Source organism: Salinirubellus salinus, assembly GCF_025231485.1.
Taxonomy (GTDB): domain Archaea; phylum Halobacteriota; class Halobacteria; order Halobacteriales; family Haloarculaceae; genus Salinirubellus; species Salinirubellus salinus.
On sequence record NZ_CP104003.1, the window covers coordinates 2,904,392 to 2,925,201 of the forward strand.

The window sequence follows — 20,810 nt, forward strand, 5'->3', positions numbered from 1 at the left end:
GCTCAGGTCATGTCGAGGTCGGAGTCGAACTCGACGACGTTCTCCATGTCCGCGTCGTAGACGTCCTCGAAGGCGTCGCGGGCGATGGTCCGGCGGTGGACCTCGTCGGCCCCGTCGACGATGCGGAACGGCCGGACGGCCTCGTAGAAGTGCGCGACCGGGAGGTCCTTGCTGATGCCGCTGCCGCCGAGACACTGGACCGCGAGGTCCATGATCTCGTTCGTGACGTTCGCGGTGTACATCTTCGCCATCGCCACCTCGATGCGGGCGTCGCTCTCGTCGAGTTCGCGGGCCGCGTGGCGCACCATCGTCCGCGCGGCGTGGAGTTCGGTCTCCGCGTCGGCGATACGGTGGCGGAGCGCCTGCTTCTCCGAGAGCGACTCGTCGAACCCGTGGCGCGTCTGGAGGTACGCCTTCGAGATCTCGAGGGCGCGCTCGGCCATCCCGGAGTAGCGCATGCAGTGGGTGAGCCGGCCGCCGCCGAGGCGGAGCTGGGCGAGGCGGAAGCCGCCGTTCAGCTCACCGAGCAGCGCCTCCTCGGGGACGCGCACGTCGCGGTACTTGATCTCGGCGTGGCCGCGCTCGATGTCGACGATGCCGTGCCCGCCGAGGTGCGGGATGTTCCGGACGATCTCCACGCCGTCCGCGTCGGTCGGTACGAGGAAGATGGAGGTCCCCGCGTACGGGTGGGCGTCCATATCGGTGCGGGCCATCACCAGCAGGAGGTCGGCGGCGTAGCCGTCCGAGGTCCACCACTTGTGCCCGTTGATGACCCACTCGTCGCCCTCCTTGCGGGCCGTGGTCTTCAGCATCTTCGGGTCCGAGCCGCCGCCGTCCATCGGCTCGGTCATCGAGAAACCGGTCTGTATCTCTCCCTGGACGAGCGGCCGGAGGTACTCCTCTTTCTGCTGTTCGGTGCCCGCTATCTCGAGGGTGTGCATGTTCCCCTCCTGCGGCGCGTTCGCGCGGATTGAGAGCGCGCCGAACAGCGAGCGGCCGACCTGCTCGAACGACGGGAGCATGTCGCGGAAGTTCAGCCCCTGGCCGCCGTACTCCTCGGGTACTTGCGGGGCGAACAGGTCGCGCTCCTTCGCCATCTCCCAGAGGTCGTGTATCTCGTCCTCGGAGACGAGTTCACGCGTCCGCAGCGCCTCTCGCTCCCGCGGGAGCACTTCCTCTTCCATGAACGCCTCGACGCGGGAGGCCACTTCGACCGCCTTCTCGGAGTCGTGGTAATCCATAGCGAGTCACAGGGGGAAGGGGGATGTAAATCCCCGGGAGGCGCCGGGGGTGAACTCGGGGGGCGTGCAGCCCTATCCGCAGGTGAACCCCCCGTCGACGACGAGTTCGTGACCGGTGACGAACGAGGCGTCGTCGCTGGCGAGGAAGCAGATGGCCGCGGCGATCTCCTCGGGGTCGCCGAGCCGTTTCAGCGCGTAACGCCGCTCGAGCGCCTCGCGGGCGGCCTCGGGGTCGTCCCGCTCTTCGAGTCCGCCCTGGACCATCGGCGTGTCGGTGAACCCCGGACAGACCGCGTTGGCCCGCACGCCGTGGCGGCCCAGCTCCCACGCGATGGAGCGCGTCATCTTCGCGACCCCACCCTTCGTCATCGCGTAGGCCGCCGACCACGGCTGACCGACGACGCCCGCCAGCGACGCGACGTTGACGATGGCGCCCGACCCCTGCGCCTTCAGGTGTGGGATGGCCGCCCGACAGCCGTTCCAGACGCCGTTCGCGTTGACGTCGACGATACGGTCACGCTCTTCGAGGGAGACCTCCTCGAGCGGGTCGTTGGACTGGGCGATGCCGGCGTTGTTGACCATCACGTCGAGGCCGTGGGTGTCGGCCGCAGCGTCCACCGCGTCGCGGACGGCGTCGGCGTCGGTCACGTCCAGTTCGACGGCGTCGGCGTCGCCTGCGAGGTCCTCGATGGCCGCCACCGTCTCCTCGCCGCCCTCGCGGTCCACGTCGGCGACGACGACGGTCGCGCCCTCGCGCGCGCAGCGCAGGGCCGTCTCGCGGCCGATACCGGAGCCGCCACCAGTGACGAACACGGTCTGGTTCTCGAATCGCATGGGACACGCTCGGCGGCCTGTGGGATAACTGGTCGCCCGTCGACACCCAGTCCGACACACGACAGGCGGAGAGTCGCTCGTCTCGCGCCCCCCGGCACTGCACGTATCGGCGCACGCTTATATCTCCTCGAACCGTGTTATTCTGTGCCACATCGAGCACACGGGTGTGGCGGTGTCACATCATGGACGGAATACAGGACGGCGTGGCCGTCGTGACCGGAGCCGGGTCGGGCATCGGTCGCGAGACGGCACGCCGGTTCGCACGGGAGGGAGCGAGCGTCGTCGTCGCGGACGTCGACGAGGACGGTGGCCACGACACCGTCGAGATGATCGGGGACGACGGCGGCGAGGCGACGTTCGTCCGGACGGACGTCTCCGACCAGGGCGAGGTCGACCGGATGGTACAGACGGCACTCGACGAGTACGGTGGGCTCGACTTCGCGCACAACAACGCCGGCATCGAGGGAGACAACGCGCCGCTCGCGGACGATACCGAGGAGAACTGGGATGCAGTCATCGACGTCAACCTGAAGGGCGTCTGGCGGTGTATGCAGGCGGAGATCCCCGCGATGCTCGAGCGGGGTGGCGGCCGCATCGTCAACACCGCGTCCATCTCCGGACAGACCGGGAGCGGTGGCGCACCGTACGTGGCGAGCAAGCACGGCGTCATCGGATTGACGCGGAAGGCCGCGGTCGACTACTCCGGCGAGAACATCCGCGTCAACGCCGTCTGTCCGGGTATCATCCAGACGCCGATGATAGACCGCGCGCAGGAGGACAGTGCCGAGTTGCTGGAGCAGATGACCGCCGCGACCCCGGCCGGGCGGCTGGGCCAGCCCGAGGAGATCGCGAGCGCAGTCGTCTGGCTCTGTTCGGACGGCGCCTCGTACGTGATGGGCCACCCGTTCACCATCGACGGTGCGTTGACGGTCCAGTAGAGCGACAGAGCCGTCACCGGGGCCGGGGGGTGGGGCCGAGGGACTTTTCTTCGGCGACCCTCGACCTCCATCCGTGTCCCGCACCGACACCTGCCCCGACTGTGGCGGCGCGCTCGAACGGATGACCCTCCAGGGGACCGACGCGTTCGGCGACCTCACTATCGTCGACGAGGGCGACGACGACGGGTTCCTCGGCAGCGTGCGTGCCGACGAGATACTCGAACCCGTGCCGTACGTGTGTGTCGAGTGCCGGCGCGTGCTCTGGTACGCCGAGAGGTGAGACGGAGCCGGTCCGGCCACGGTCGGCGCCGCCCGGTTCAGTTCACTCCAGTTTTCCGGCCAGCACCTTCGCCGCGGTGAGCACCGGGTCCCAGACGGGACTGAACGGCGGGGCGTACGAGAGATCGAGCATCGACACGCGCTCGACGCTCAGTTCCGTGTGGAGCGCGGTGGCGACGGTGTCGATGCGCTTGGCGACGCCCTCGCGGCCCACCATGGAGGCGCCGAGCAGGCGGCCCGTCCCGCGGTCGCCCAGCATCGTCACCTGGATGCTCGAGCCGCCGGGGTAGTAGTGCGCACGCGACTCGGCCTCGATGGTGATCGAGACGGGGTCGAAGCCCGCCTCGCGTGCTTCCGCCTCGTCGACGAGGCCCGCGCGGGCGACCTCGAGGTCGAACGCCTTGACGACGGCCGTCCCGACGATCTCGCCGACGGGCGTCGGCTCGCCCCCGAGCGTCGCACCGATGGCCCGCCCGGCCCGGTTCGCGGTCAGCGCCAGCGGGACGTGGTCCGGCTCGCCCGTGACCGCGTTGGTCGCCTCGGCCACGTCGCCCGCGGCGTAGACGTGGTCCACGTTCGTCCGGCCGTACTGGTCCGTGGCGATGGCGCCGGTCGGCCCGGTCTCGATACCGGCCGCCTCGGCGAGTTCGACGTTCGGCCGCACGCCGACGCCCACCAGCACGAGGTCGACCGGCACCTCCTCGTCACCGACGGCGACGGCCTCGACCCGCTCGTCGCCGACGAACCCGTCGACGGCCGTGTCGAGGTGGAGGTCGACCCCCTGCTCGACGAGGTGCTCCTCGACCGTCGCGGCCGCCTCGGCCCCGAACGGCTGGAGCGTGTGCGGCAACATCTCGAACACGTGGACGTCGAGGTCGTGTTCCCGGAACGCCTCGGCCATCTCGATGCCGATGTAGCCACCGCCGACGATGGCGACGGACTCGGGGGCGCCGTCGGCACTCGCGTCGCCGCGCGGGCCGTCACCCTCCTGCCGGGAGCCCGGTGCGTCGAGCCCGAGCGCACGCCGGACCGAGGCCGCCATCTCCATGTCGTGGAGCGTGAACACGCCGTCGAGGCCCATCCCCTCGAACGGGGGCTCGACCGCGCGGGCGCCCGTCGCCACCAGCAGGTCGCCGTAGGACTGCTCGAACTCGCCGTCCGGGCCGGCGACGGTCACGGTCCTCGCCTCGGTGTCGATGCTCGTCACCTCGTGGTTCGTCCGCAGGTCGATGCCGCGCTCCTCGACGAACGACTCGGCCGGCACCGAGACGAGATCCTCGAGACTCTCGATGTCGCCCTTGACGTAGTACGGCAGCCCACACGCCCCGTACGAGACCCACTCGCCCTTCTCGAAGACGATGACCTCGCGGTCGGGGTCGTCGCGCTTCGTCTTGCTCGCCGCGCTCATCCCCGCCGCGTCGCCACCGATCACTACCAGGGGTTCGGTCATATCCGGCCGTTCGAGCGCGAGCCTGATAAAGAATTGCGTGAGTGGCACACGATTAGAATCGGCGAGTCCGTCGGCGTCGCCGGACCGGCCGGCGTTCGTCGTCCTCCGAACGGAGGATTACGTTCCCCACGCGCCTACCGTCTGGCGACGGGACGCCGGCTCGGCCGAGTCCCTGTCAGCCAAGCGGGTTGCGCGAGTCGTCTCGAGCGGCCGATCACTACCCACCTCTCCTGCCTCGGACCGAGTCGGACCGACCCGAGCCGCAGGTATCGCCCGATACCGGGTCGTCGCCGCGCGCCGCGGACGCCGTGTCACCCGTGTGGCGGTCGGCGGGAGATGGGGACGACGGCTCGTCGCGACGCCGGCGAACGGTGACCCACTGACCCACGCGAGCGTTCGCCGTCGTCCGAACCACGATATTGTGTCTCGGACGCAATACAACCGAGTGCGGACGCGAGCGGGGGCGTGCGGCGACTCGCGTCCGATGCTCGACCCGTCGGGGGGCGGCGAGTGCTCGCCCAGCCTCCGTGCACTCGGAGAGCTGGAATCCACGCCCGGTCACCCGGTCGCGCCCGCCCGTTCAGAGCCCGACGAACCGCCAGTAGACGAACTCCCAGACGACGAGCAGGGCGACGAGCGCGAGGAGCGTGTAGTGGAGCCGGTTGCCGACGCTCCACGCGCGGGTCCGCCAGCTGTAGACGGTGACCCCGACGAGCCCGAGCGTGAGCAGAGCCACGACGTACGGGACCAGCAGCGTGACCTGGACGAGTCCCGACGCGCCGGCGAACACCGCGTACGGGTCGCTCGCGACGCTCGCGAGGCCCCCGAGGAAGACCAGCAGGAGGACGCCGACGAGCGCGACGAGGCCACGGGCCGCCCACGTGCGACGCGACCACGGCGGCTCGCCGGTCCGCCAGCGATAACCCGCGAGGACGAGCCAGAGGAGGGCGGCCGAGAGGAACAGGGCGACGCTCCCGACGACCACGAGGAGGGTCACGTTCGAGGTCTCGTACCACGCGAGCCGTTCGTACGCCGCGGCCGGGTTGCTCCCGAAGAACGCGCGCAGCTGGCCCGCGTCCTCGCGGAAGACGAGCGTGTCGTCGCCGCCGGCCTCGCGGTAGACCATCGGTTCGACCTCGACCCAGTGAGTCGGGCCGATGCCGAACTGCTCGCCACCCGGGAGCGCCGTGACGAGGTCGCCCTGCGGCGTCGCCTGCACCTGCACGACCTGCTGGAGCGCGGCGAACTTCCACCACGTCGTGTACGGGACGCGGGTCGAGCGGTACTCGCCGGTCAGGCTGGCGGCGCGCTCGGCGGCGCCCTCGGGCGTGGCGAGCGTGGCGTCCTCGCCGGGGAAGTACCGGTCGAGGAACGCCTCGACGAACTCCGTCCCGGCGATGCCACCACCGGGGGCGTTGTAGGAGACGAACAGCCCGACGTCGTGTTCGGGGAGGAGGACGAGCTGGGTGTGGAACAGTTCGGTCGCCCCGCCGTGGCCGATCACGCGCTCGCCGTTCTGGTCCTGCTCGACGAAGCCGTAGGCCATCCCGTTCAGCCTCGGGTCGTGCGCGAACTGCTGGCTGTGCATCGTCTGCGCGGTCGTCGTGTTCAGGATGCGTGCGCCGTCGTACGTGCCAGCGCCGAGGTGGGCGAGCATGAACCGGCTCATGTCGGTCGCCGTCGCGCTCATCGACCCCGCGGGCGGGATGCCGACGTACTCGAACCGGCCGGCCTCGAACGCGCCGTTCCGGTAGCGGTAGCCGGTCGCGAGGTCCGCCTCGAGACTGGAGGGGACCGGCTGGCGGAACGTCGAACGCTCCATCCCGAGCGGGTCGAACACGTTCGCCTCGACGTACTCGTCGAAGGGGGTACCGGCCTGCTCGGCGACGACGTGCCCGGCGAGCGCCGCCCCCCAGTTCGAGTACGCGGCGTACGCACCCGGCGGGCGGACCCGTGCGGGCCGCGTCTCGGCGAGCGCCTCACCGAGCGGACGGAGGTCGGCCTCGTCGTAGAGGAACAGCCCCTCGTACCGGTCCTCGAAGCCGGCGGTGTGGGTGCCGAGATGCCGGAGCGTGACCGGGTCGTCGTCGGTGTCCGGAATCGTCACGGGCGAGTCCCCGAGGTAGTCGTTCACGTCGGCATCGAGGGCGAGGTCGCCCGACTCGGCCCCCTGCATCACGGTGGTGAAGGTGACGAGTTTCGAGACCGAACCGATCCGGAAGAGCGTGCGGTCGGCGCGAACCGGGGTCCGTGCCTCGACGTCGGCGTAGCCGTAGCCCTTCGCGAAGAACAGTTCACCGTCCTTCACGACGGCCACGGTCGCCCCCGGGATGTGGTGACTCTCCATGTGGCTGGCCATCACGCCGTCGACGAAGGATTCGAGCTCGTCGGGGTCGGAGAGGTCGTGTGTCTGGGTCTGCGGAGCGGCGAAGGCCGCTGGCGTGACCGCTTGTGCCACCACCACCGCGAGGAGGACGGTGAGGAGGAGCGGCGTCCATCGGGAGGGTGTCATGCGAGTAGTAGGAATCGAGTGACAGATATATCGGGACGCTGGGTCTCACGGTGCTGGACACTCACCGCCGAGGCAGACGGTGGGGTGTGCCGACGGGGCAGGAGGCGCCGTCGTCGGTCTGCGGCCAGCAGTCCTCAGTCGTCCGTCCGTTCTGCCGGCGGCTCGGCGGCCGCCGCTCGTGGGTCGCCGCTGTCGGTCGCCACCGCGTCCGCGTCGACCTCGCCACCGTCGGAGACGAGTTCCGACGAGGCTCGGCTCGCTTCGCTCGCCTCGCCACCGTCCGCGCGGGCGAGCTTCGCCTCGAACCACTGGAAATCGCGGCCGAACATGCCGTCGTCCTTCAGGTTCCACGGGTCGCCGTCCTCGACGGTCGGGCCGTCGTAGTACGACGAGAGCATGTTCCAGAGCCAGATGAGCTGGCCGAGCGTGAGTATCAGCGCGCCGACCGTGGCGATCTGGTGGAGGCTCGTCACCTCGGCCAGCGGCGCGACGGCGGCGTCGAAGTTGTACGTCGCGTACCGCCGGGGCATGCCGAGGTAGCCGAGCAACAGCATCGCGAAGAACGTGATATTCGTCCCGATGGTCGTCAGCCAGAAGTGCCACTTCGCCAGCGTCCGCTGGTACATCTTGCCGGTGACGAGCGGGTACCAGTAGTAGATGCCCGAGAACACCGCGAACACCGTCCCGCCCATCAGGAAGTAGTGGAAGTGCCCGACGACGTAGTAGGTGTCGTGGAGCACGAGGTCGATGGGGATGGCCGCGAGGAAGACGCCGGTCACCCCACCGATGACGAGGTTGGCGACGAAGCCGACGCTGAACAGCATCGGCGCGTTGAGCCGTATCTTCCCGTTCCAGAGCGTGGTGATCCAGTTGAACGTCTTCACCGCCGTCGGGATGGCGATGGCGAGCGTCACCGCCATGAACGAGGCGCGGATGCGTGGGTCCACCCCCGAGGAGAACATGTGGTGCGCCCAGACCCCGAACGAGAGCACCCCGATGGCCAGCGTGGAGTAGACGACGAACTTGAAGCCGAAGAGCTTGCGGCCCGCGAACTTGGGGAGGATCCACGACACCAGCCCCATCGCCGGGAGGATGAGGATGTAGACCTCCGGGTGCCCCCAGAACCAGAACAGGTGCTGGTAGAGGATGGGGCCGCCCCCCTCGACGGTGAAGAACGTCGTCCCGAAGTTCCGGTCGAAGATGAGCATCACCAGCACGCTCCCGAGCAGCGGGAACGCGAACAGGATCTGGGCGGACTGGACCAGCACGGTCCACGAGAAGATGTCGAGGTTGGCCCAGTTGACCTTCTCCGAGCGCTCGGTGAAGATGGTCGCGATGAAGTTGATGGCGCCCATCGTAGCCGAGACGCCGGTCAGGTGCAGGCCGAGCAGCATCAGGTCGACACCGGGGTTCGTCTGCTCGATGGAGAGCGGCGCGTACATCGTCCAGCTCGTCTGGGCCGGTCCGATGTCACCCTGCGTGAGCGGCGCGAGGAAGAACCCGGCCCACACCAGGAGGGCACCCGGCGGGAGCAACCAGAACGCGATGGCGTTGATACGCGGGAACGCCATGTCGTCCGCGCCGATGAGGAGCGGGATGAAGTAGTTCGAGAACGCCGCCAGCACGGGCGTCCCGAACAGGATGAGCATCGTCAGCCCGTGGCTCGTCAGCAGGCTGTTGTAGAACTGCGCCTGCATGAGGTCGAAGCCCGGGCCGAGCAGTTCGAGCCGCATCAGCATCGCGGCCCCACCGGCCCAGACGAACATCAGCACCGAGTAGACGCCGTAGAGGATGCCGATGTCCTTGTGGTCGACCGTCGTCACCCAGCGGCGCAGCCCGCCGGGCTTCTCCGTCCGTGTCACCGTCGTGCCGCCGCCGAGCGGGGTCGGCACCCCGGCACGGAGCGTCCCGGTCCGGGCCGCGAGCGCCGCCACCCCGACCAGCACCACGCCGGCGACGACGGTCAGCGCGAGGAGTTCACCTGCCATCGCCCGAAGAACGGGAACCGTGACGTTGAGGGTCCGTTCGGACACGTCCAACTCCGCTTTCGGTTCCGGCGAGCCGGCCGGGGCTCGGTTCGGTCGTCGCTGGACGCCTGCAGCTCAGTCGTCGCTGTACTCCTTCTCGAACCCGCGGAACTCCGTCCGGTGGGCCTCCTCGTCGCCGAGGATCTCGACCGCGAGGTCCTCGGTGACGGGGTCGTCGGCCGCTTCGGCCTGGTCGACGAGGCTCCGGTAGGTGGCGATGGCGTCCTCCTCGGCGTCGAGCACCCCGCGGATGACCGAGAGCACGTCCGTCGAGTCCTCGGGGGGCTGGAGCGACTCCTGCTGGGCGACGAACTCCGCCGACGCCGGCGGCCGCGCGCCGAGCTGTTTCAGCCGCTGGCCCAGCCGTTCGGCGTGCATCAGCTCCTCCTGGATGTCGGCCTGCAGGCTCTCTTTGATCTCCTGGGCGCGCACCCCGTCGAGGACGATGGCGTTCGTCTGGTAGTTCATCACCGTCTCCATCTCGTCGAGGTAGGCTCGCTTCAGCGTCTCCACGACCGCCTCGGCTGCGTCGCTGTCTGACATCGGCGGGTGTAGGACCGCCGACGACTTCAGTCGTGTGTCGCCGCAGTCCAACCCCGACCGGGTGACACCCGACGGCCGCGTTCGTCGCCGTCCAACCGGGGGGCTACGTCGCTCCGGCCCCACCGTCCGAGCATGGAGACACGACACGCGGTGCTGGCGCTGGTGCTGGTCGTGACGACCGTGATGGCGGTCCGGGGCGCGGTCGCGGTCGGGAACGGCGAGTTCGGGACCGTCGCGCGACAGGGAGCCGTGGGCGCCATCGTCCTCGCGTTCGGCGTGGCGCTCTACCGCCGGTGGGACACGCTCGGCTGAGCGGGCGACCGACAGCCGGGTTGGACTGGTACAAGCGTGGGCTTACCGCCGGAAGGTCCCGACCATCGAGCATGCATTGGCTGCGTACCAGGCGCGGTGACGGTGGTGGTCGGCGTGGTTGACCCGGTCATCGCCAGTCGACTCCAGTTCGCGGTGACGACCATCGTGCACATCATCTTCCCCGTGATGAGCATGGGGCTCGCGCCGTTCCTCGTCTACTTCACGTGGAAGGACATCCGGACCGACGAGCCGCGCTACGAGCAGCTGCGCCGGTTCTGGACGAAGATATTCGCCGTCTCGTTCGTCGTCGGGACGGTGACCGGCATCGTGCTCGAGTTCGAGTTCGGGACGAACTTCGCGGCGTTCTCGACGACCGCCGGCGAACTGTTCGGCGGCCCGCTGGCCATCGAGGGGATGATGGCGTTCATGCTCGAGGCGACGTTCCTCGGCGTGTTCGTCTTCGGGCGCGAGCGGGTCTCCGACGCGCTCTACTTCGTCTCCAGCGTCGCCGTCGGGCTGGGGACGTGGCTCTCGGCGGTCTGGATCCTCATCGCGAACTCGTGGATGCAGACGCCCCGGGGCTACGAGCTCGCCACAGAGAACGGCCAGCCCATCGTCCACCTCGTCGACCCGGTGGCGGCGTACTTCACCCCGCGGTTCACGTACATGTACGTCCACATGCAGAACTCGGCGGTGCTGTCGGTCTCGCTGTTCATGGCCGGCGTCGCCGCCTACTACGTCTTCCGCCACCACGTCTGGGGCTACTCCGTCGCGAACGTGGGGTTCTGGGAGGCGACCCTGAAGATCGCGCTCGTCGCGCTGCTCGTCACCGCGCCGCTGCAGGTCGTCCACGGCGACCAGTACGCCCAGCACGTCTACGAGACCCAGCCCCAGAAGTTCGCCGCGATGGAGGCCGTCTGGGACACCGAGCGGTACGTCCCCGAGTACATCGTGGCGTTCCCGACCAGCCCGGACCAGTTGACGGACCCACGCGCGAAGGAGCTGTTCGGGCTGGGTATCCCCGGCGGGGCCTCGTGGCTCGCCAGCGGGGGTGACCCGAACGCGGAGATACGCGGGTTGAACGAGTTCGATACCGAGCCCCCGCCGGTCGCCATCGTCTTCTGGTCGTTCCGCGCGATGGTGGGCCTCGGGTTCTGGTTCATCCTGCTCGCGTTCTGGGGCGGCTACCGCTGGTGGCGGGGGCAGTTGCTCGAGGACGACCTGCTGCACAAGGCGCTGATGGGCTCCTCGCTGCTCGGCATCGTCGCCGTCGAACTCGGCTGGATCGTCACCGAGGTCGGCCGCCAGCCGTGGGTCATCCAGGGGGTGATGAAGACCAGCGAGGGGGTCTCACCGGGCCTCACCGGGGCCGAGGCGACGGTCACGCTCGCCGGGTTCGTCCTCGTCTACACCACCCTGCTCGGGCTCTACACCTACGTCGTCGCCCGGATCATCCGGGCCGGCCCGCCCGGTGGCGAGGACCTCCGGACGGTGCCGGACGACCGGCCGGACCCGTCGACGCCGCCCGCCGAGGTGCCCGCCGATGACTGACCTCGGCACGCTGGCGACGGAGCCACTGTTCGGGCTGCCACTCCCGGCGCTGTGGTTCGCGCTCCTGTTCGCGATGCTGGGGACGTTCCTGTTCCTCGACGGCTTCGACTTCGGGGCGGGCGCGCTGTTCGGCGTCCGTGAGGACGAGACGGAGCGCGAGACCGTCCTCGCGGCCATCGGGCCGTTCTGGGACGGCAACGAGGTGTGGCTCGTCGTCTTCGGCGGGGCACTGTTCGCCGCGTTCCCGTCGGTGTACGCCGACCTGTTCAGCCGCCACTACCTGCTCATGTTCGGCATCCTCGGGGCGCTCATCCTGCGTGGGCTGGCGCCCGAGATGTACGAACAGCGCCACGACGCGGCGTGGCAGCGCTGGTGGGGCCGTGCGTTCGTCGCCGGCAGCGTCCTCGCGCCGTTCCTGCTCGGCGCGTTCGTCGGCAACTGGCTAGCGGGCACCGAGCGCTCGTTCACGCTCGTCGGTATCGTCGTCGGCCTCGCGGTCACCGCGCTCACCGTCGTCTCGGGGACGGCGTTCCTCCGCGTGAAGACGACCGGCGAGTTCCACGACGCGCTCGGCGCGTACGGCCTGCCGGCCGTCGTCGGCTACCTGCTCGCGGTGGTCGCCTCGCTCGGGGCGCTCTGGGTCACGGTGCCCGGCCTCCGGGCCGCGCTCGTCTCGGTGCCCGTCCTCGCGCTCGTCGGACTGTCGGTCCTGCTCGCGGCGGGCTACGTGCTGGCGCTCCGGCGCGACCACGACCTGCTCGCGCTGGTCGCGAGCGCCGCCCTCACCTACGGGCTGGTGGCGGTCGTCGCGCTCGCGCTCTACCCCGCGGTCGACCCGGTGACGGGCGCGACGGTGCAGAGCGCCATCGTCTCGACGCTCCCGCTCAACCTGATGTCGGTCGGGGCGGCGCTGCTGTTGCCCCTCATCGCGTCGTACTTCGTCGTCCTCTACTCGGCGTTCAGTGGCCCTGCCCAACCCACGGAGGGGTACTGATGGCGGGCGAGGAACCTGCGGGGACCGAGGCCGAGCGGATAACCGCGAACGGCCTCGACACGGCGCTGCTCTCGCGCATCCTCGTCACGTGGTTCGGGCTGGTGGCCGTCGGGTTCACCGGTGCGCTCGTCGGTGGGAACACGAGCGGCCCGCCGCAGTTCGTCGCCTACCTCGTGACGACGCTGCTCTCGGTGGCGGTGTTGCTCTACAACGTCGACCGGCTGGTCGCCGCCCGGACCGGGTGAGCGCGGCCGACGGCTCCCGACGCCAGGGCGAGTGCTCGGTCGCTCAGCCGGGTCCCTCGAAGTGGTCGCGGACGAGCTGTGCCTCGGCCCGTCGCAGGCGGTAGGAGAGCGTCGACCGTGGCACGCCGAGTTCCTCGGCGATGTCGTCGAGCGACGCGTCGCTGGGCGTCTCGTAGTAGCCGAGCTCCCACGCCGTCCGGAGCGCGACCCGCTGTTCGCCGGGGAGCGACGGCTCGTTCAGCAGTGCGGGGTTCCACCCATCGACCTCGCGGAGGTGGCCCGTCTCGAAGGCGAGCCCGTCGCGGAGCCGGCCGGTGAGGGTGTCGTAGAGCTGGCCCACGTTCCGGTCGGTGCGCAGCAGGACGCGCCACTCGTGGCGGCCCTCGTGCCGGCGCGTCTCGAACAGCGCCCCCTCGTCGAGGATGCGCCCGGCGATGGAGTGGACCGAGTCGCCACCGTGGATGTCGGAGACGTAGGAGTAGAGCAGCAGCCGGTCGCCGTCGCGTTCGACCGTCTCGTGGTAGCGCACAGCCTCGACGGGCGTCTCCGTGACTCCCTCGTCGTCGTAGTCCTCGTCGCGGCGGACGCGCTCGACCCGGTCGAGTGCCTCTGGCGGGCCCGTGAACCGCTCGAGACGCCAGAACCGGTCGCCGAGGACGCACCCGTCGAAGGAGACGGCGGTCAGTGCCGGGGTCTCGAGGAACACGTCCATCAGGGGGTCGACACCGCGGTCGTAGACCACGGTGAACGTGAACTCCCGCATCGCCCGACGGTACGCGGTCGGCGGTCTTGGCGGTAGCGAACGCGGCGATGCCGACGGTGACGGCCGGGCGCGTTTCGGACCCGAGTATTGCACATTACTTGCACAACATACTTGTACGACCGTCGCGTACCGATGGCTGTCATGAGCGAATCAGACGATCTGGATCGGCTCCGCGAACAGCGACGACAGGAACTCACCGACGGCGCGGACGGGGAAGGTGCGGACGGGGAGGCCGACGCCGGTGGGGCCGGTGTCGGGCCGTCCGAGCCCGTCCACGTCGACGGAGCGGCCGCTCTCGAGGAGACCGTGAACGAGTACGACGTCGTGCTCGTGGACTTCTACGCCGACTGGTGTGGGCCGTGTAAGATGCTGGAGCCCATCGTGAAGGAGCTGGCCGCGGAGACCGACGTCGCCGTCGCGAAGGTCGACGTCGACCGGAACCAGCAGCTCGCCGGCCAGTACCAGGTGCAGGGCGTCCCGACGATGATGTTCTTCGCCGACGGCCAGCCCGTCGAGCGCATCGTCGGCGTCCGCGGCAAGGAGGACCTGGCCGGGCTCATCTCCAAGCTCGGCTGACGCTAGAGATGGTCCCACCGACGGGTACAGTTGTTCACCTAACGCGCAAGACTTTTGCGGCGTCGGTCCCTGGTGCAGGTATGCCCAAGCCGATGCGCGAGTACCTCGAGGAGGACATCGAGTGCGAGGGGTTGCTGGAGTGTTTCCACGGACTGGGAGGCCTCGACCGCGAGGTGTTCGGGGTCCTCACGGCGGCGGACGAACCACTCACCGTCGACGAGGTGGCCGAGGCCGTCGACCGGGAGCGCTCGACCGCCTACCGCTCGGTCCAGCGACTCGTCGAGGCCGGGTTCTGCCGCAAGGAGCAGGTGAACGACGCCGGCGGCGGCTACCACCACGTGTTCGAGCCCGCGCCGGCCGACGAGGTCGCCCGCGACCTCCAGCGGTTGCTCAACGACTGGTACGCCACGATGGGCCAGCTCGTCGGCGAGTTCGAGACGAAGTACGGCGGGGAGCGAGAGTCCGTCTCCGAGGCCGACGGGCCGGCCCTCTCCCGCTGAGCGGCGCACCACCACTCCCGCATCGATACCCGGTCTCGTGAGTGTCCGGCTCGGGGCGAAAAACGGCTAAACGGTAGCGTGCCTCACGGCCGACCATGGGCGACACACGCGAGGGGCGCGACGAGCAGGGACTCGACGAGGAGCGACGGCAGCGCGAGCACGAGGTAGAGGAGGAACTGGCGGAGAGGGAGGCCGCCGAGAGGCGCCGCGAGGAACACGAGGAGGAGCTCGCGGAGGAGGAACTGGCCGAGGACGAGTGACCGCGGCGGCGGTTCCGGGCGGGACCGTCCGGAAACCTTCACCTAACGATTTCTCCGGCTGCGACGGAGCGTGAGCCATGGCTCGACGTGAGGAGGTCACGGAGGAACGGCCGTTCGAGTGCGAGCTGTGTGACGACCGGTTCGCGACGCGCGAGGAACTGCAGGACCACGTCTGGGAGTACCACGAGATGGACGGGGACGTGCCGCCGTAGAGTCAGACCAGTCGCGTCAGGAAGTACGCGCTCCCGAAGATGAGCGCGTTGTAGCCGCCGTGCGCCACCATCGGGGCGAGGACGGAGCCAGTCCGTTCGTAGAGCCACCCCATCGCCAGCCCGACGACGAGGATGACACCCAGCGAGACGGCGGCGCTGGCGGGACTCGCGACGATCAGCGCGAACACGTGGATGGCCGCGAACAGCACGCCCGCGCCGACGATGGCCGCGTTCGGTGAGAACCGCTCGCGCAGGTACGGCTGGACCGTCCCGCGAAAGAGGAGTTCCTCGGCGGGGCCGACGACGAGCAGCGACGCCGGGACCAGCACCGCGAGCATCGTCTCGAGGGGCAGGTCGACACCGGTGATGGAGGGCGGTGACGGCTCGACACCCACCACGACGGCGCCGACCACCACGGCGGTCCGGAACACGAAGACGCCCACGGTCACCAGCGCGACCAGCCCCCACGAGGGTGGCAGGCCGAGGCCGAACGACGACAGCCCTCGGCCGGTGAGGACGACGAACGCGACGGCGACGAGCGCGTAGCCAGCCTCTCCGAGGACGATAGAGAGCGTGAACCCGACGAGCGTGTCGATACCCACGAAGAACGCGGGGACGGAGAGCAGTATCGAGGCGACGATACCGGCGACCGTGAGGGCGAACGCGCCGGCCACGTACCAGGGAGCGGACCGTTCGCGCCTGGGGGACCCTTCCGAGCGGGTCGTGTCGTGGGTCGGGCGGTCACTCGACATCGCGTCCTGTTCCGCGGCCGACAGCAAATAGCCGTCGGCCGGGCCGGCTGGTGGCCGCGCCGGCGGGCGGACTCAGTCCGACGCGAACTGTGTCTGCAGATTCTCCAGCGTCGTCCGCAGCTCCCGCTCGTTGTACCGTTCGGCGAACCGCCGGACCACCGACTCCAGCACCTTCGACGGGAGGTCGTAGGCCGCACCGTAGGTGACCCGGGTCCGGCCGTCGTCGAGCGCCTCGAACGTCCACGTGATGGTCCCCGAGAGCGGCCCCTCGAGGTCGAAGACGACCCGTTCCTCGGGGTCGTAGGTGGAGGTCGACATCGACCCGTCGATGGGGACGCCCGCCATCCGGTAGGTGTACGACAGCGACTTGCCGGTCGCGTCCTGTTCGACGTCCCGGACGTCGGTGATGGAGGGCGATATCTCGGGCTGGTTGTGGGGGTCGTCCATGAACGCCCACACCGCGGCGAGCGGCGCGTCGACCACGGCGGACTCGCTGACTTCGATCACACCCCCACGGAGGGGCCGCGCGAGGATAATCCGTCCGGACGCGCTCCATCCGGGCGAATCGGAGGGCTCACCGTCGGCTTTCGCTCGCCGAGTCGGGTGGAGGAGTTATCTCGTCCGACCGGTGAAACCGTTACATCGTGCGGACAGTCATCGTCGCCGTCGGGGTCGCGCTCGTCGCAGCCGTACTCTTCGGGGGGACGCTCGCGGCCCACCCGGGCGGGCCGAGTGACACCACCCCGGCGGGTGACCGACTCCTGACCCCCGTCGGCGGGGAGAGCGAGAGCCGCCTGTGGCCCTACACCAGCCGCAGTCCGTCGGTCGAGGGGCGGACGCTCGCGCTGAACGTCCTCGTCCGCGGGTCGCCCGAACGCGTCAGGGCGGCGCTCACCGACGCCGACTCGCGCTGGCGACCCGCCCACGGCTCGGTCAGGTACACCTACGTCGTCGGCCCGGACGGGACCGGCGAGTGGCGCCCGTCGGACTATCAGGTCGAGGTCGGCACCTACCTCGGGTCGCGGACCCACGCCAGGGCCTACGGGCCACCCAGCGGCGACTGGACCGCGCTCCAGCTCCACACCGAGTACTGGGACTGGTTCCGGCTCCGCCACACCGTCACCGGCGTCCCGTCGGGCGCACGCTTCCTCGCCTCGGACCTCGTTGACGAGCCGTTCGTCCGGAACGTCTCCGAGGTGCGTCACGGGTTCGTCGGCGGCGGGAGCCCCGGGCGCTGGACGGTGGTGGAGTTCGTGCCGGCGGCGCTCCTCGGGGCGGGCGTCGGCCTCCCCGTCGCGCTGGTCGGTGGATGGGGGAGGACGAGGGTCCATCGAGAGCTCGGCCTCGCGCTCGCGCTCGCCGGCCTCGTCGTGGGCGTCCGGGTGGGTGGACTCGCGGCCGAGCTCGCGCTGGGCGGCCTGCCCCCGAAGCTCGCCGTCGCCGTGGGCTACCCCCTGCTCGTAGCCGGGCCGCCGTTACTGGTCCACCGTCTCGCCCCCGACCGCCCGACCGGTCGGGTGGCCGTCCTCGCGACCGGCGGCCTGCTCGCGGGGCTGGCCCTCGACGCGCTGGTCGTCGGCGTCCACCGGTATCCGGCGTCGCTCGTCGGCCACCGCCTCGCGCTGGCCGCCACGCTCGGCCTGCTGGCCGCCGGCGTCGCTCGCGGCGACCGCCGGGTCCGCGCGCTCGCCCTCGGCGGCTGGCTGGTCGCGCTCGTCGTCCCGCTCGCGGACCTCATCTAGCCACGGGCCGAGCGACCCCGGCGACCCGGGGCGGTCCCGCCCGACCGCGCGGTAGACGACGACCCCGTGGTTCGCGTAGGCCCGGTCCCAGGCCGGCGAGACGGCGAACGACCGCTCCAGCGTCCCGAACGCGACGTGCTGGTGGCCACGGACGGTGTAGCCCCCGCGCGGGACGTAGACGTACGTCGGCGACCGGTCGGCCGGGAACCACCGCTCGACGCAGTCGGCGGTCGCACACGCCGAGACCTGCCGGTAGGCCCGGAGCTGTCGCTCGTAGGCCGTCGGCCCCCGCCACTCGACCCCCCACGGCCCGACGAGTATCGTCCGGTCGGCCAGCAGTGGGAACCACTCGGCCGCGTCGCCGAGGACGACGAACGTCGCGTCGGGGGCCGTCTCAGCCTGCACCCACGCCATCGCCGCGACGCTCTCGTCGTCGAGGAACTCGGGGGTCGAGGGGTCGCCGTCGAGCGTCGCCTCGTGGGCGAAGTAGCCCGCGCCCGCGACGGTCCCGAGGAGGAGGCAGGCGGCCGCCAGCGCCGACCGGCGGTCCACGCCCGCGACCGTGCCCTCGAGCGTGTCGAACGCCAGTCGACCCGAGAGGTCGGCCGCGACGGCCGCGAGGACGACGCTCCCCACCGCGAAGACGAACCGGGCCTGCGCGAACAGCACGAGGGCGACCGCCGCCCACGCGAGGAGGAAGCGGTCGCCACGCCAGCGCAGGTAGAGTCCCCCGACAACCGGGAGCAGCGCCAGCGAGAGCCCCGCGTCGAGCGTGTCGGTCCCCCCACCGAGCCCACCGTGGGTCCCCGCGGCCCCCAGTAGCACGTCCGGCCCGTGCGTGGCGACCACCCAGCCCAGCCACGGGGCCGCGAGCGCCACCCCACCGACCGCGATGGCCGTGCCACGGGCGAACCCCGCTGTGCTCCGGTCGCGGACCAGCCAGAGCAGCAGGACGCTCGTGCCCGCGAACACCGTGTACGTCGGGTGTGAGAGGAGCGTCGCTCCGAACGCGAGCGCCCCGAGCGCCACGGCGCCGAGTGCCCCGCGGCGCGAGTCCGCCTCGAACGCGCGGTAACCGGCGTAGACGGCGAGGAGCGCGTAGCAGAACGCGAACGCCCGGACGACGCCGCCGGCCGAGACGTGCCACTGGAGCAACTGGGGGTTCAGCGCGGTGGCGGCGGCGGCGAGCGCACCGGCCGGCCGCGAGCCCGTGTAGTCACGCGCCAGCAGGTACGTCGGGACGAGCGCGGCGAGGACCCCCACGCCGGGGAGCAGGCGGGCGATCGTCACCGGGTCGACACCGAGGTCGAGCAGCCCCGCCAGCACGTAGAACTGCAGCGGCGGGTAGGCGAACGGCACGCCGGCGGCGGTGTAGCCCGAGACGTTCGGGGGTGGGACGTAGCCGTTCGCGACGAGCGCCTCGGCCAGTCGGAGGTAGAGGCCCGCGCCGTACGCCGGGTACGGGTTCGTGACGAGGTAGACGGCGACGGCGAGGACGCCGGCGGCGAGTCCGGCCCCCAGCCACGGCCCGTCGCGTCGGTCGAGGAGACCCGGCGTCATCGGCGCTCCAGCCGGAACGGCCACCGGGGGCGGAGCCGTCGGTCGGCCCGTCGGTACTCGAAGGTGACCCAGCCGAGCGTCCCGCCCACCAGGCCGAGGACGGCGAGCGCCTCGCTCGGCCCGACCCAGCGCGGGAACAGGTACGAGACGGCGTTGACGATGGGCCCGGGGAGCGTCGCCTCGACGCGGGCCCGGACCGACGCCGAGGGCGGCGGCGGGTGCCGGTCCGGGAGCCCGAGGGCGGCTGCACTCTCGCCACCGGTGCTCTCGTCGCCGGTGCCCAGTCGCTCGGCCTCGTAGGGGAACCCGACCGACGCGGTCCAGACGACCGTGCCGTTCCGGGCCACCTCGAGCACGCGGTCGCCGTTGGAGTCCGTCACGAGCGTGTGTCCGTTCGGGAGGCGGTCGGCGTCGCGCGGCCACTGGAGGCGGGCGTCGGCCCACGTCCACGACTGGACCCACCGGCCGTCCTCGCGCTGGTACTCCACGACCCGGCCGTTCTCGCTGTCGGCGACGAGCAGCGCCGGCCCACCCCGCTCGGCCGGGACGAAATCGGGGTTGTGCTGTTCGTACAGCGTGTCGTGCTCGTCGTCGGTCCCGAGCGTCCACTCGTCGAGGAGTCCCCGCTCGAAGTCGACGAAGACGACCTGGTCCTGGTTGCGCAGGCTCACCATCACCACCTCGCGCCCGTCGAGTTCGACGACCTCCACGTCGTTGAGGTGCGTCCAGTCCTCGGGGTAGGGTCCGCCACTCGAGACGTCGAAGTCGGACTGGGCGTCCCACGACCACTCCACGAGGCCCGTGGTCGTGTTCGCGACGAACACGCGGTCGGCGTAGATGTCGGCGACGAGCAGGCGCTCGGGTCCGAGGCGGTCGACATCGTGCCACCGGGTCGAGTGCTTGCCGGGCGTGATACGGCTGTAGACGGCGGTCCGCTCGCCGGTCGTGAGATTCACCCGCTCGACCCCGTTGCGGGTGCAGACCGTCCCGTCGCAGGCCGCCGGAGGGAGGTGGTCGGCGTAGACGAATTCGACGGTGGCGGCGGTCCCCTCGACGGGGTCCACGTCCCAGTAGCGGGTGTGGTCGTTCTCGTAGTAGTAGACGGTCCCGTCTGGCGCGAACGCGACGAGCTCGGCCATCGCACGGGGCGCGTCGTCCTCGTCGCTGACGAACGCGTTCGAGTCGGTGGCGACGACGGTGATGGCGGAGCGGGACCCGACGACCGGCCCACGCTCGCCGGTCCGGAACGCCTGCTCGACGGCCGGGTCGCCCGTGACCCGGTCGCCAGCGCGGTCGGCGGCGACGTAGCCGGCGCCGAGCGTCGCAGCTGAGAGGAGGACGAGGGCCGCGAACGCGGCCCGGATGGCGCGGACTCCGGCGTGCATCATCCGGACGTGTCCTTCGTCGGTCAAAACCTTCTGGGTAGTCTCATCGAAGAGAGACCATCAGCCCACAGAGAGCCTCACGAGGTCGTAAACGGGATTTCGGAGGTGACCAGACACAACACATATATCCGCCC

At 70.4% G+C, this 20,810-nt stretch carries 21 protein-coding genes; 10 read left to right on the forward strand and 11 right to left on the reverse strand.

Annotated features, from left to right (window positions below; all coding sequences use genetic code 11):
* Positions 1 to 2: 2 nt before the first annotated feature.
* Both N0B31_RS15310 and N0B31_RS15315 read right to left on the reverse strand, forming a co-directional pair.
* Positions 3 to 1,241, reverse strand: a complete 1,239-nt coding sequence (locus tag N0B31_RS15310) for an acyl-CoA dehydrogenase family protein (RefSeq protein WP_260592496.1) — start codon at positions 1,239 to 1,241, stop codon at positions 3 to 5.
* A 72-nt stretch (positions 1,242 to 1,313) separates the two neighbouring features.
* Entirely contained in the window at positions 1,314 to 2,075 is a 762-nt protein-coding gene (locus N0B31_RS15315) for an SDR family NAD(P)-dependent oxidoreductase (protein WP_260592497.1), read from the reverse strand.
* 182 nt (positions 2,076 to 2,257) lie between these two features.
* On the opposite strand from N0B31_RS15315, the gene N0B31_RS15320 reads away from it, so the two are divergent.
* A complete protein-coding gene (locus N0B31_RS15320) occupies positions 2,258 to 3,013 on the forward strand; it encodes a glucose 1-dehydrogenase (protein WP_260592498.1) in 756 nt (251 codons plus the stop codon).
* 73 nt (positions 3,014 to 3,086) lie between these two features.
* Positions 3,087 to 3,293 (forward strand): hypothetical protein, encoded by a 207-nt coding sequence (locus N0B31_RS15325; protein WP_260592499.1) that lies wholly within the window; start codon positions 3,087 to 3,089, stop codon positions 3,291 to 3,293.
* 42 nt (positions 3,294 to 3,335) lie between these two features.
* Here N0B31_RS15325 and N0B31_RS15330 read toward each other — a convergent pair whose 3' ends face one another.
* From N0B31_RS15330 to N0B31_RS15345, 4 genes are all read right to left on the reverse strand, one after another.
* Complete coding sequence (locus N0B31_RS15330; RefSeq protein ID WP_260592500.1) at positions 3,336 to 4,742, reverse strand: FAD-dependent oxidoreductase; 1,407 nt, start codon at positions 4,740 to 4,742, stop codon at positions 3,336 to 3,338.
* Positions 4,743 to 5,322: 580 nt separating this feature from the next.
* The gene (locus N0B31_RS15335) at positions 5,323 to 7,254 is read right to left on the reverse strand and encodes a serine hydrolase domain-containing protein (RefSeq protein ID WP_260592501.1); all 1,932 of its coding nucleotides are present in this window, start codon (positions 7,252 to 7,254) and stop codon (positions 5,323 to 5,325) included.
* Positions 7,255 to 7,388: 134 nt separating this feature from the next.
* Positions 7,389 to 9,242: a cbb3-type cytochrome c oxidase subunit I gene (locus N0B31_RS15340; protein ID WP_260592502.1), complete on the reverse strand. Its 1,854-nt coding sequence runs from the start codon at positions 9,240 to 9,242 to the stop codon at positions 7,389 to 7,391.
* A gap of 114 nt (positions 9,243 to 9,356) precedes the next feature.
* Positions 9,357 to 9,824: a ferritin-like domain-containing protein gene (locus N0B31_RS15345; RefSeq protein WP_260592503.1), complete on the reverse strand. Its 468-nt coding sequence runs from the start codon at positions 9,822 to 9,824 to the stop codon at positions 9,357 to 9,359.
* Positions 9,825 to 9,956: 132 nt separating this feature from the next.
* Between N0B31_RS15345 and N0B31_RS15350 the strand changes: the two genes are divergently transcribed.
* The 4 genes from N0B31_RS15350 to N0B31_RS15365 all read left to right on the forward strand — a co-directional run bounded on the left by N0B31_RS15350 (position 9,957) and on the right by N0B31_RS15365 (position 12,926).
* Positions 9,957 to 10,136, forward strand: coding sequence for a DUF8073 family membrane protein (locus N0B31_RS15350; protein ID WP_260592504.1), 180 nt, complete (start codon positions 9,957 to 9,959; stop codon positions 10,134 to 10,136).
* A 114-nt stretch (positions 10,137 to 10,250) separates the two neighbouring features.
* Positions 10,251 to 11,687 (forward strand): cytochrome ubiquinol oxidase subunit I, encoded by a 1,437-nt coding sequence (locus tag N0B31_RS15355; protein WP_260592505.1) that lies wholly within the window; start codon positions 10,251 to 10,253, stop codon positions 11,685 to 11,687.
* A complete protein-coding gene (locus N0B31_RS15360) occupies positions 11,680 to 12,681 on the forward strand; it encodes a cytochrome d ubiquinol oxidase subunit II (RefSeq protein ID WP_260592506.1) in 1,002 nt (333 codons plus the stop codon). Before N0B31_RS15355 ends, N0B31_RS15360 begins: the two co-directional genes overlap by 8 nt.
* Positions 12,681 to 12,926, forward strand: a complete 246-nt coding sequence (locus N0B31_RS15365; RefSeq protein WP_260592507.1) for a hypothetical protein — start codon at positions 12,681 to 12,683, stop codon at positions 12,924 to 12,926. The genes N0B31_RS15360 and N0B31_RS15365 overlap by 1 nt, the downstream gene beginning before the upstream one ends.
* Before the next feature lie 43 nt (positions 12,927 to 12,969).
* On the opposite strand, the gene N0B31_RS15370 is transcribed toward N0B31_RS15365, so the two are convergent.
* The gene (locus N0B31_RS15370; RefSeq protein ID WP_260592508.1) at positions 12,970 to 13,689 is read right to left on the reverse strand and encodes a helix-turn-helix domain-containing protein; all 720 of its coding nucleotides are present in this window, start codon (positions 13,687 to 13,689) and stop codon (positions 12,970 to 12,972) included.
* 141 nt (positions 13,690 to 13,830) lie between these two features.
* On the opposite strand from N0B31_RS15370, the gene trxA reads away from it, so the two are divergent.
* From trxA to N0B31_RS15390, 4 genes are all read left to right on the forward strand, one after another.
* Positions 13,831 to 14,265, forward strand: a complete 435-nt coding sequence (trxA, locus tag N0B31_RS15375; RefSeq protein ID WP_260592509.1) for a thioredoxin — start codon at positions 13,831 to 13,833, stop codon at positions 14,263 to 14,265.
* 80 nt (positions 14,266 to 14,345) lie between these two features.
* Positions 14,346 to 14,765 (forward strand): helix-turn-helix domain-containing protein, encoded by a 420-nt coding sequence (locus N0B31_RS15380; RefSeq protein WP_260592510.1) that lies wholly within the window; start codon positions 14,346 to 14,348, stop codon positions 14,763 to 14,765.
* Positions 14,766 to 14,860: 95 nt separating this feature from the next.
* Positions 14,861 to 15,025 carry a hypothetical protein gene (locus N0B31_RS15385; RefSeq protein WP_260592511.1) on the forward strand — a complete coding sequence of 55 codons (165 nt, stop codon included), beginning with the start codon at positions 14,861 to 14,863 and terminating at the stop codon, positions 15,023 to 15,025.
* Between the two features lie 77 nt (positions 15,026 to 15,102).
* Entirely contained in the window at positions 15,103 to 15,237 is a 135-nt protein-coding gene (locus tag N0B31_RS15390) for a C2H2-type zinc finger protein (RefSeq protein ID WP_260592512.1), read from the forward strand.
* Positions 15,238 to 15,239: 2 nt separating this feature from the next.
* Here N0B31_RS15390 and N0B31_RS15395 read toward each other — a convergent pair whose 3' ends face one another.
* The 4 genes from N0B31_RS15395 to N0B31_RS15410 all read right to left on the reverse strand — a co-directional run bounded on the left by N0B31_RS15395 (position 15,240) and on the right by N0B31_RS15410 (position 20,679).
* Positions 15,240 to 15,989, reverse strand: coding sequence for a CPBP family intramembrane glutamic endopeptidase (locus tag N0B31_RS15395; protein ID WP_260592513.1), 750 nt, complete (start codon positions 15,987 to 15,989; stop codon positions 15,240 to 15,242).
* A 72-nt stretch (positions 15,990 to 16,061) separates the two neighbouring features.
* Positions 16,062 to 16,496, reverse strand: a complete 435-nt coding sequence (locus N0B31_RS15400; RefSeq protein WP_260592514.1) for an SRPBCC family protein — start codon at positions 16,494 to 16,496, stop codon at positions 16,062 to 16,064.
* Between the two features lie 968 nt (positions 16,497 to 17,464).
* Positions 17,465 to 19,291, reverse strand: coding sequence for a putative glycosyltransferase family protein (locus N0B31_RS15405; RefSeq protein ID WP_260592515.1), 1,827 nt, complete (start codon positions 19,289 to 19,291; stop codon positions 17,465 to 17,467).
* On the reverse strand, positions 19,288 to 20,679 hold the full coding sequence (locus tag N0B31_RS15410) for an arylsulfotransferase family protein (RefSeq protein ID WP_380627997.1): 1,392 nt from the start codon (positions 20,677 to 20,679) through the stop codon (positions 19,288 to 19,290). The genes N0B31_RS15405 and N0B31_RS15410 overlap by 4 nt, the downstream gene beginning before the upstream one ends.
* Positions 20,680 to 20,810 lie beyond the last annotated feature (131 nt).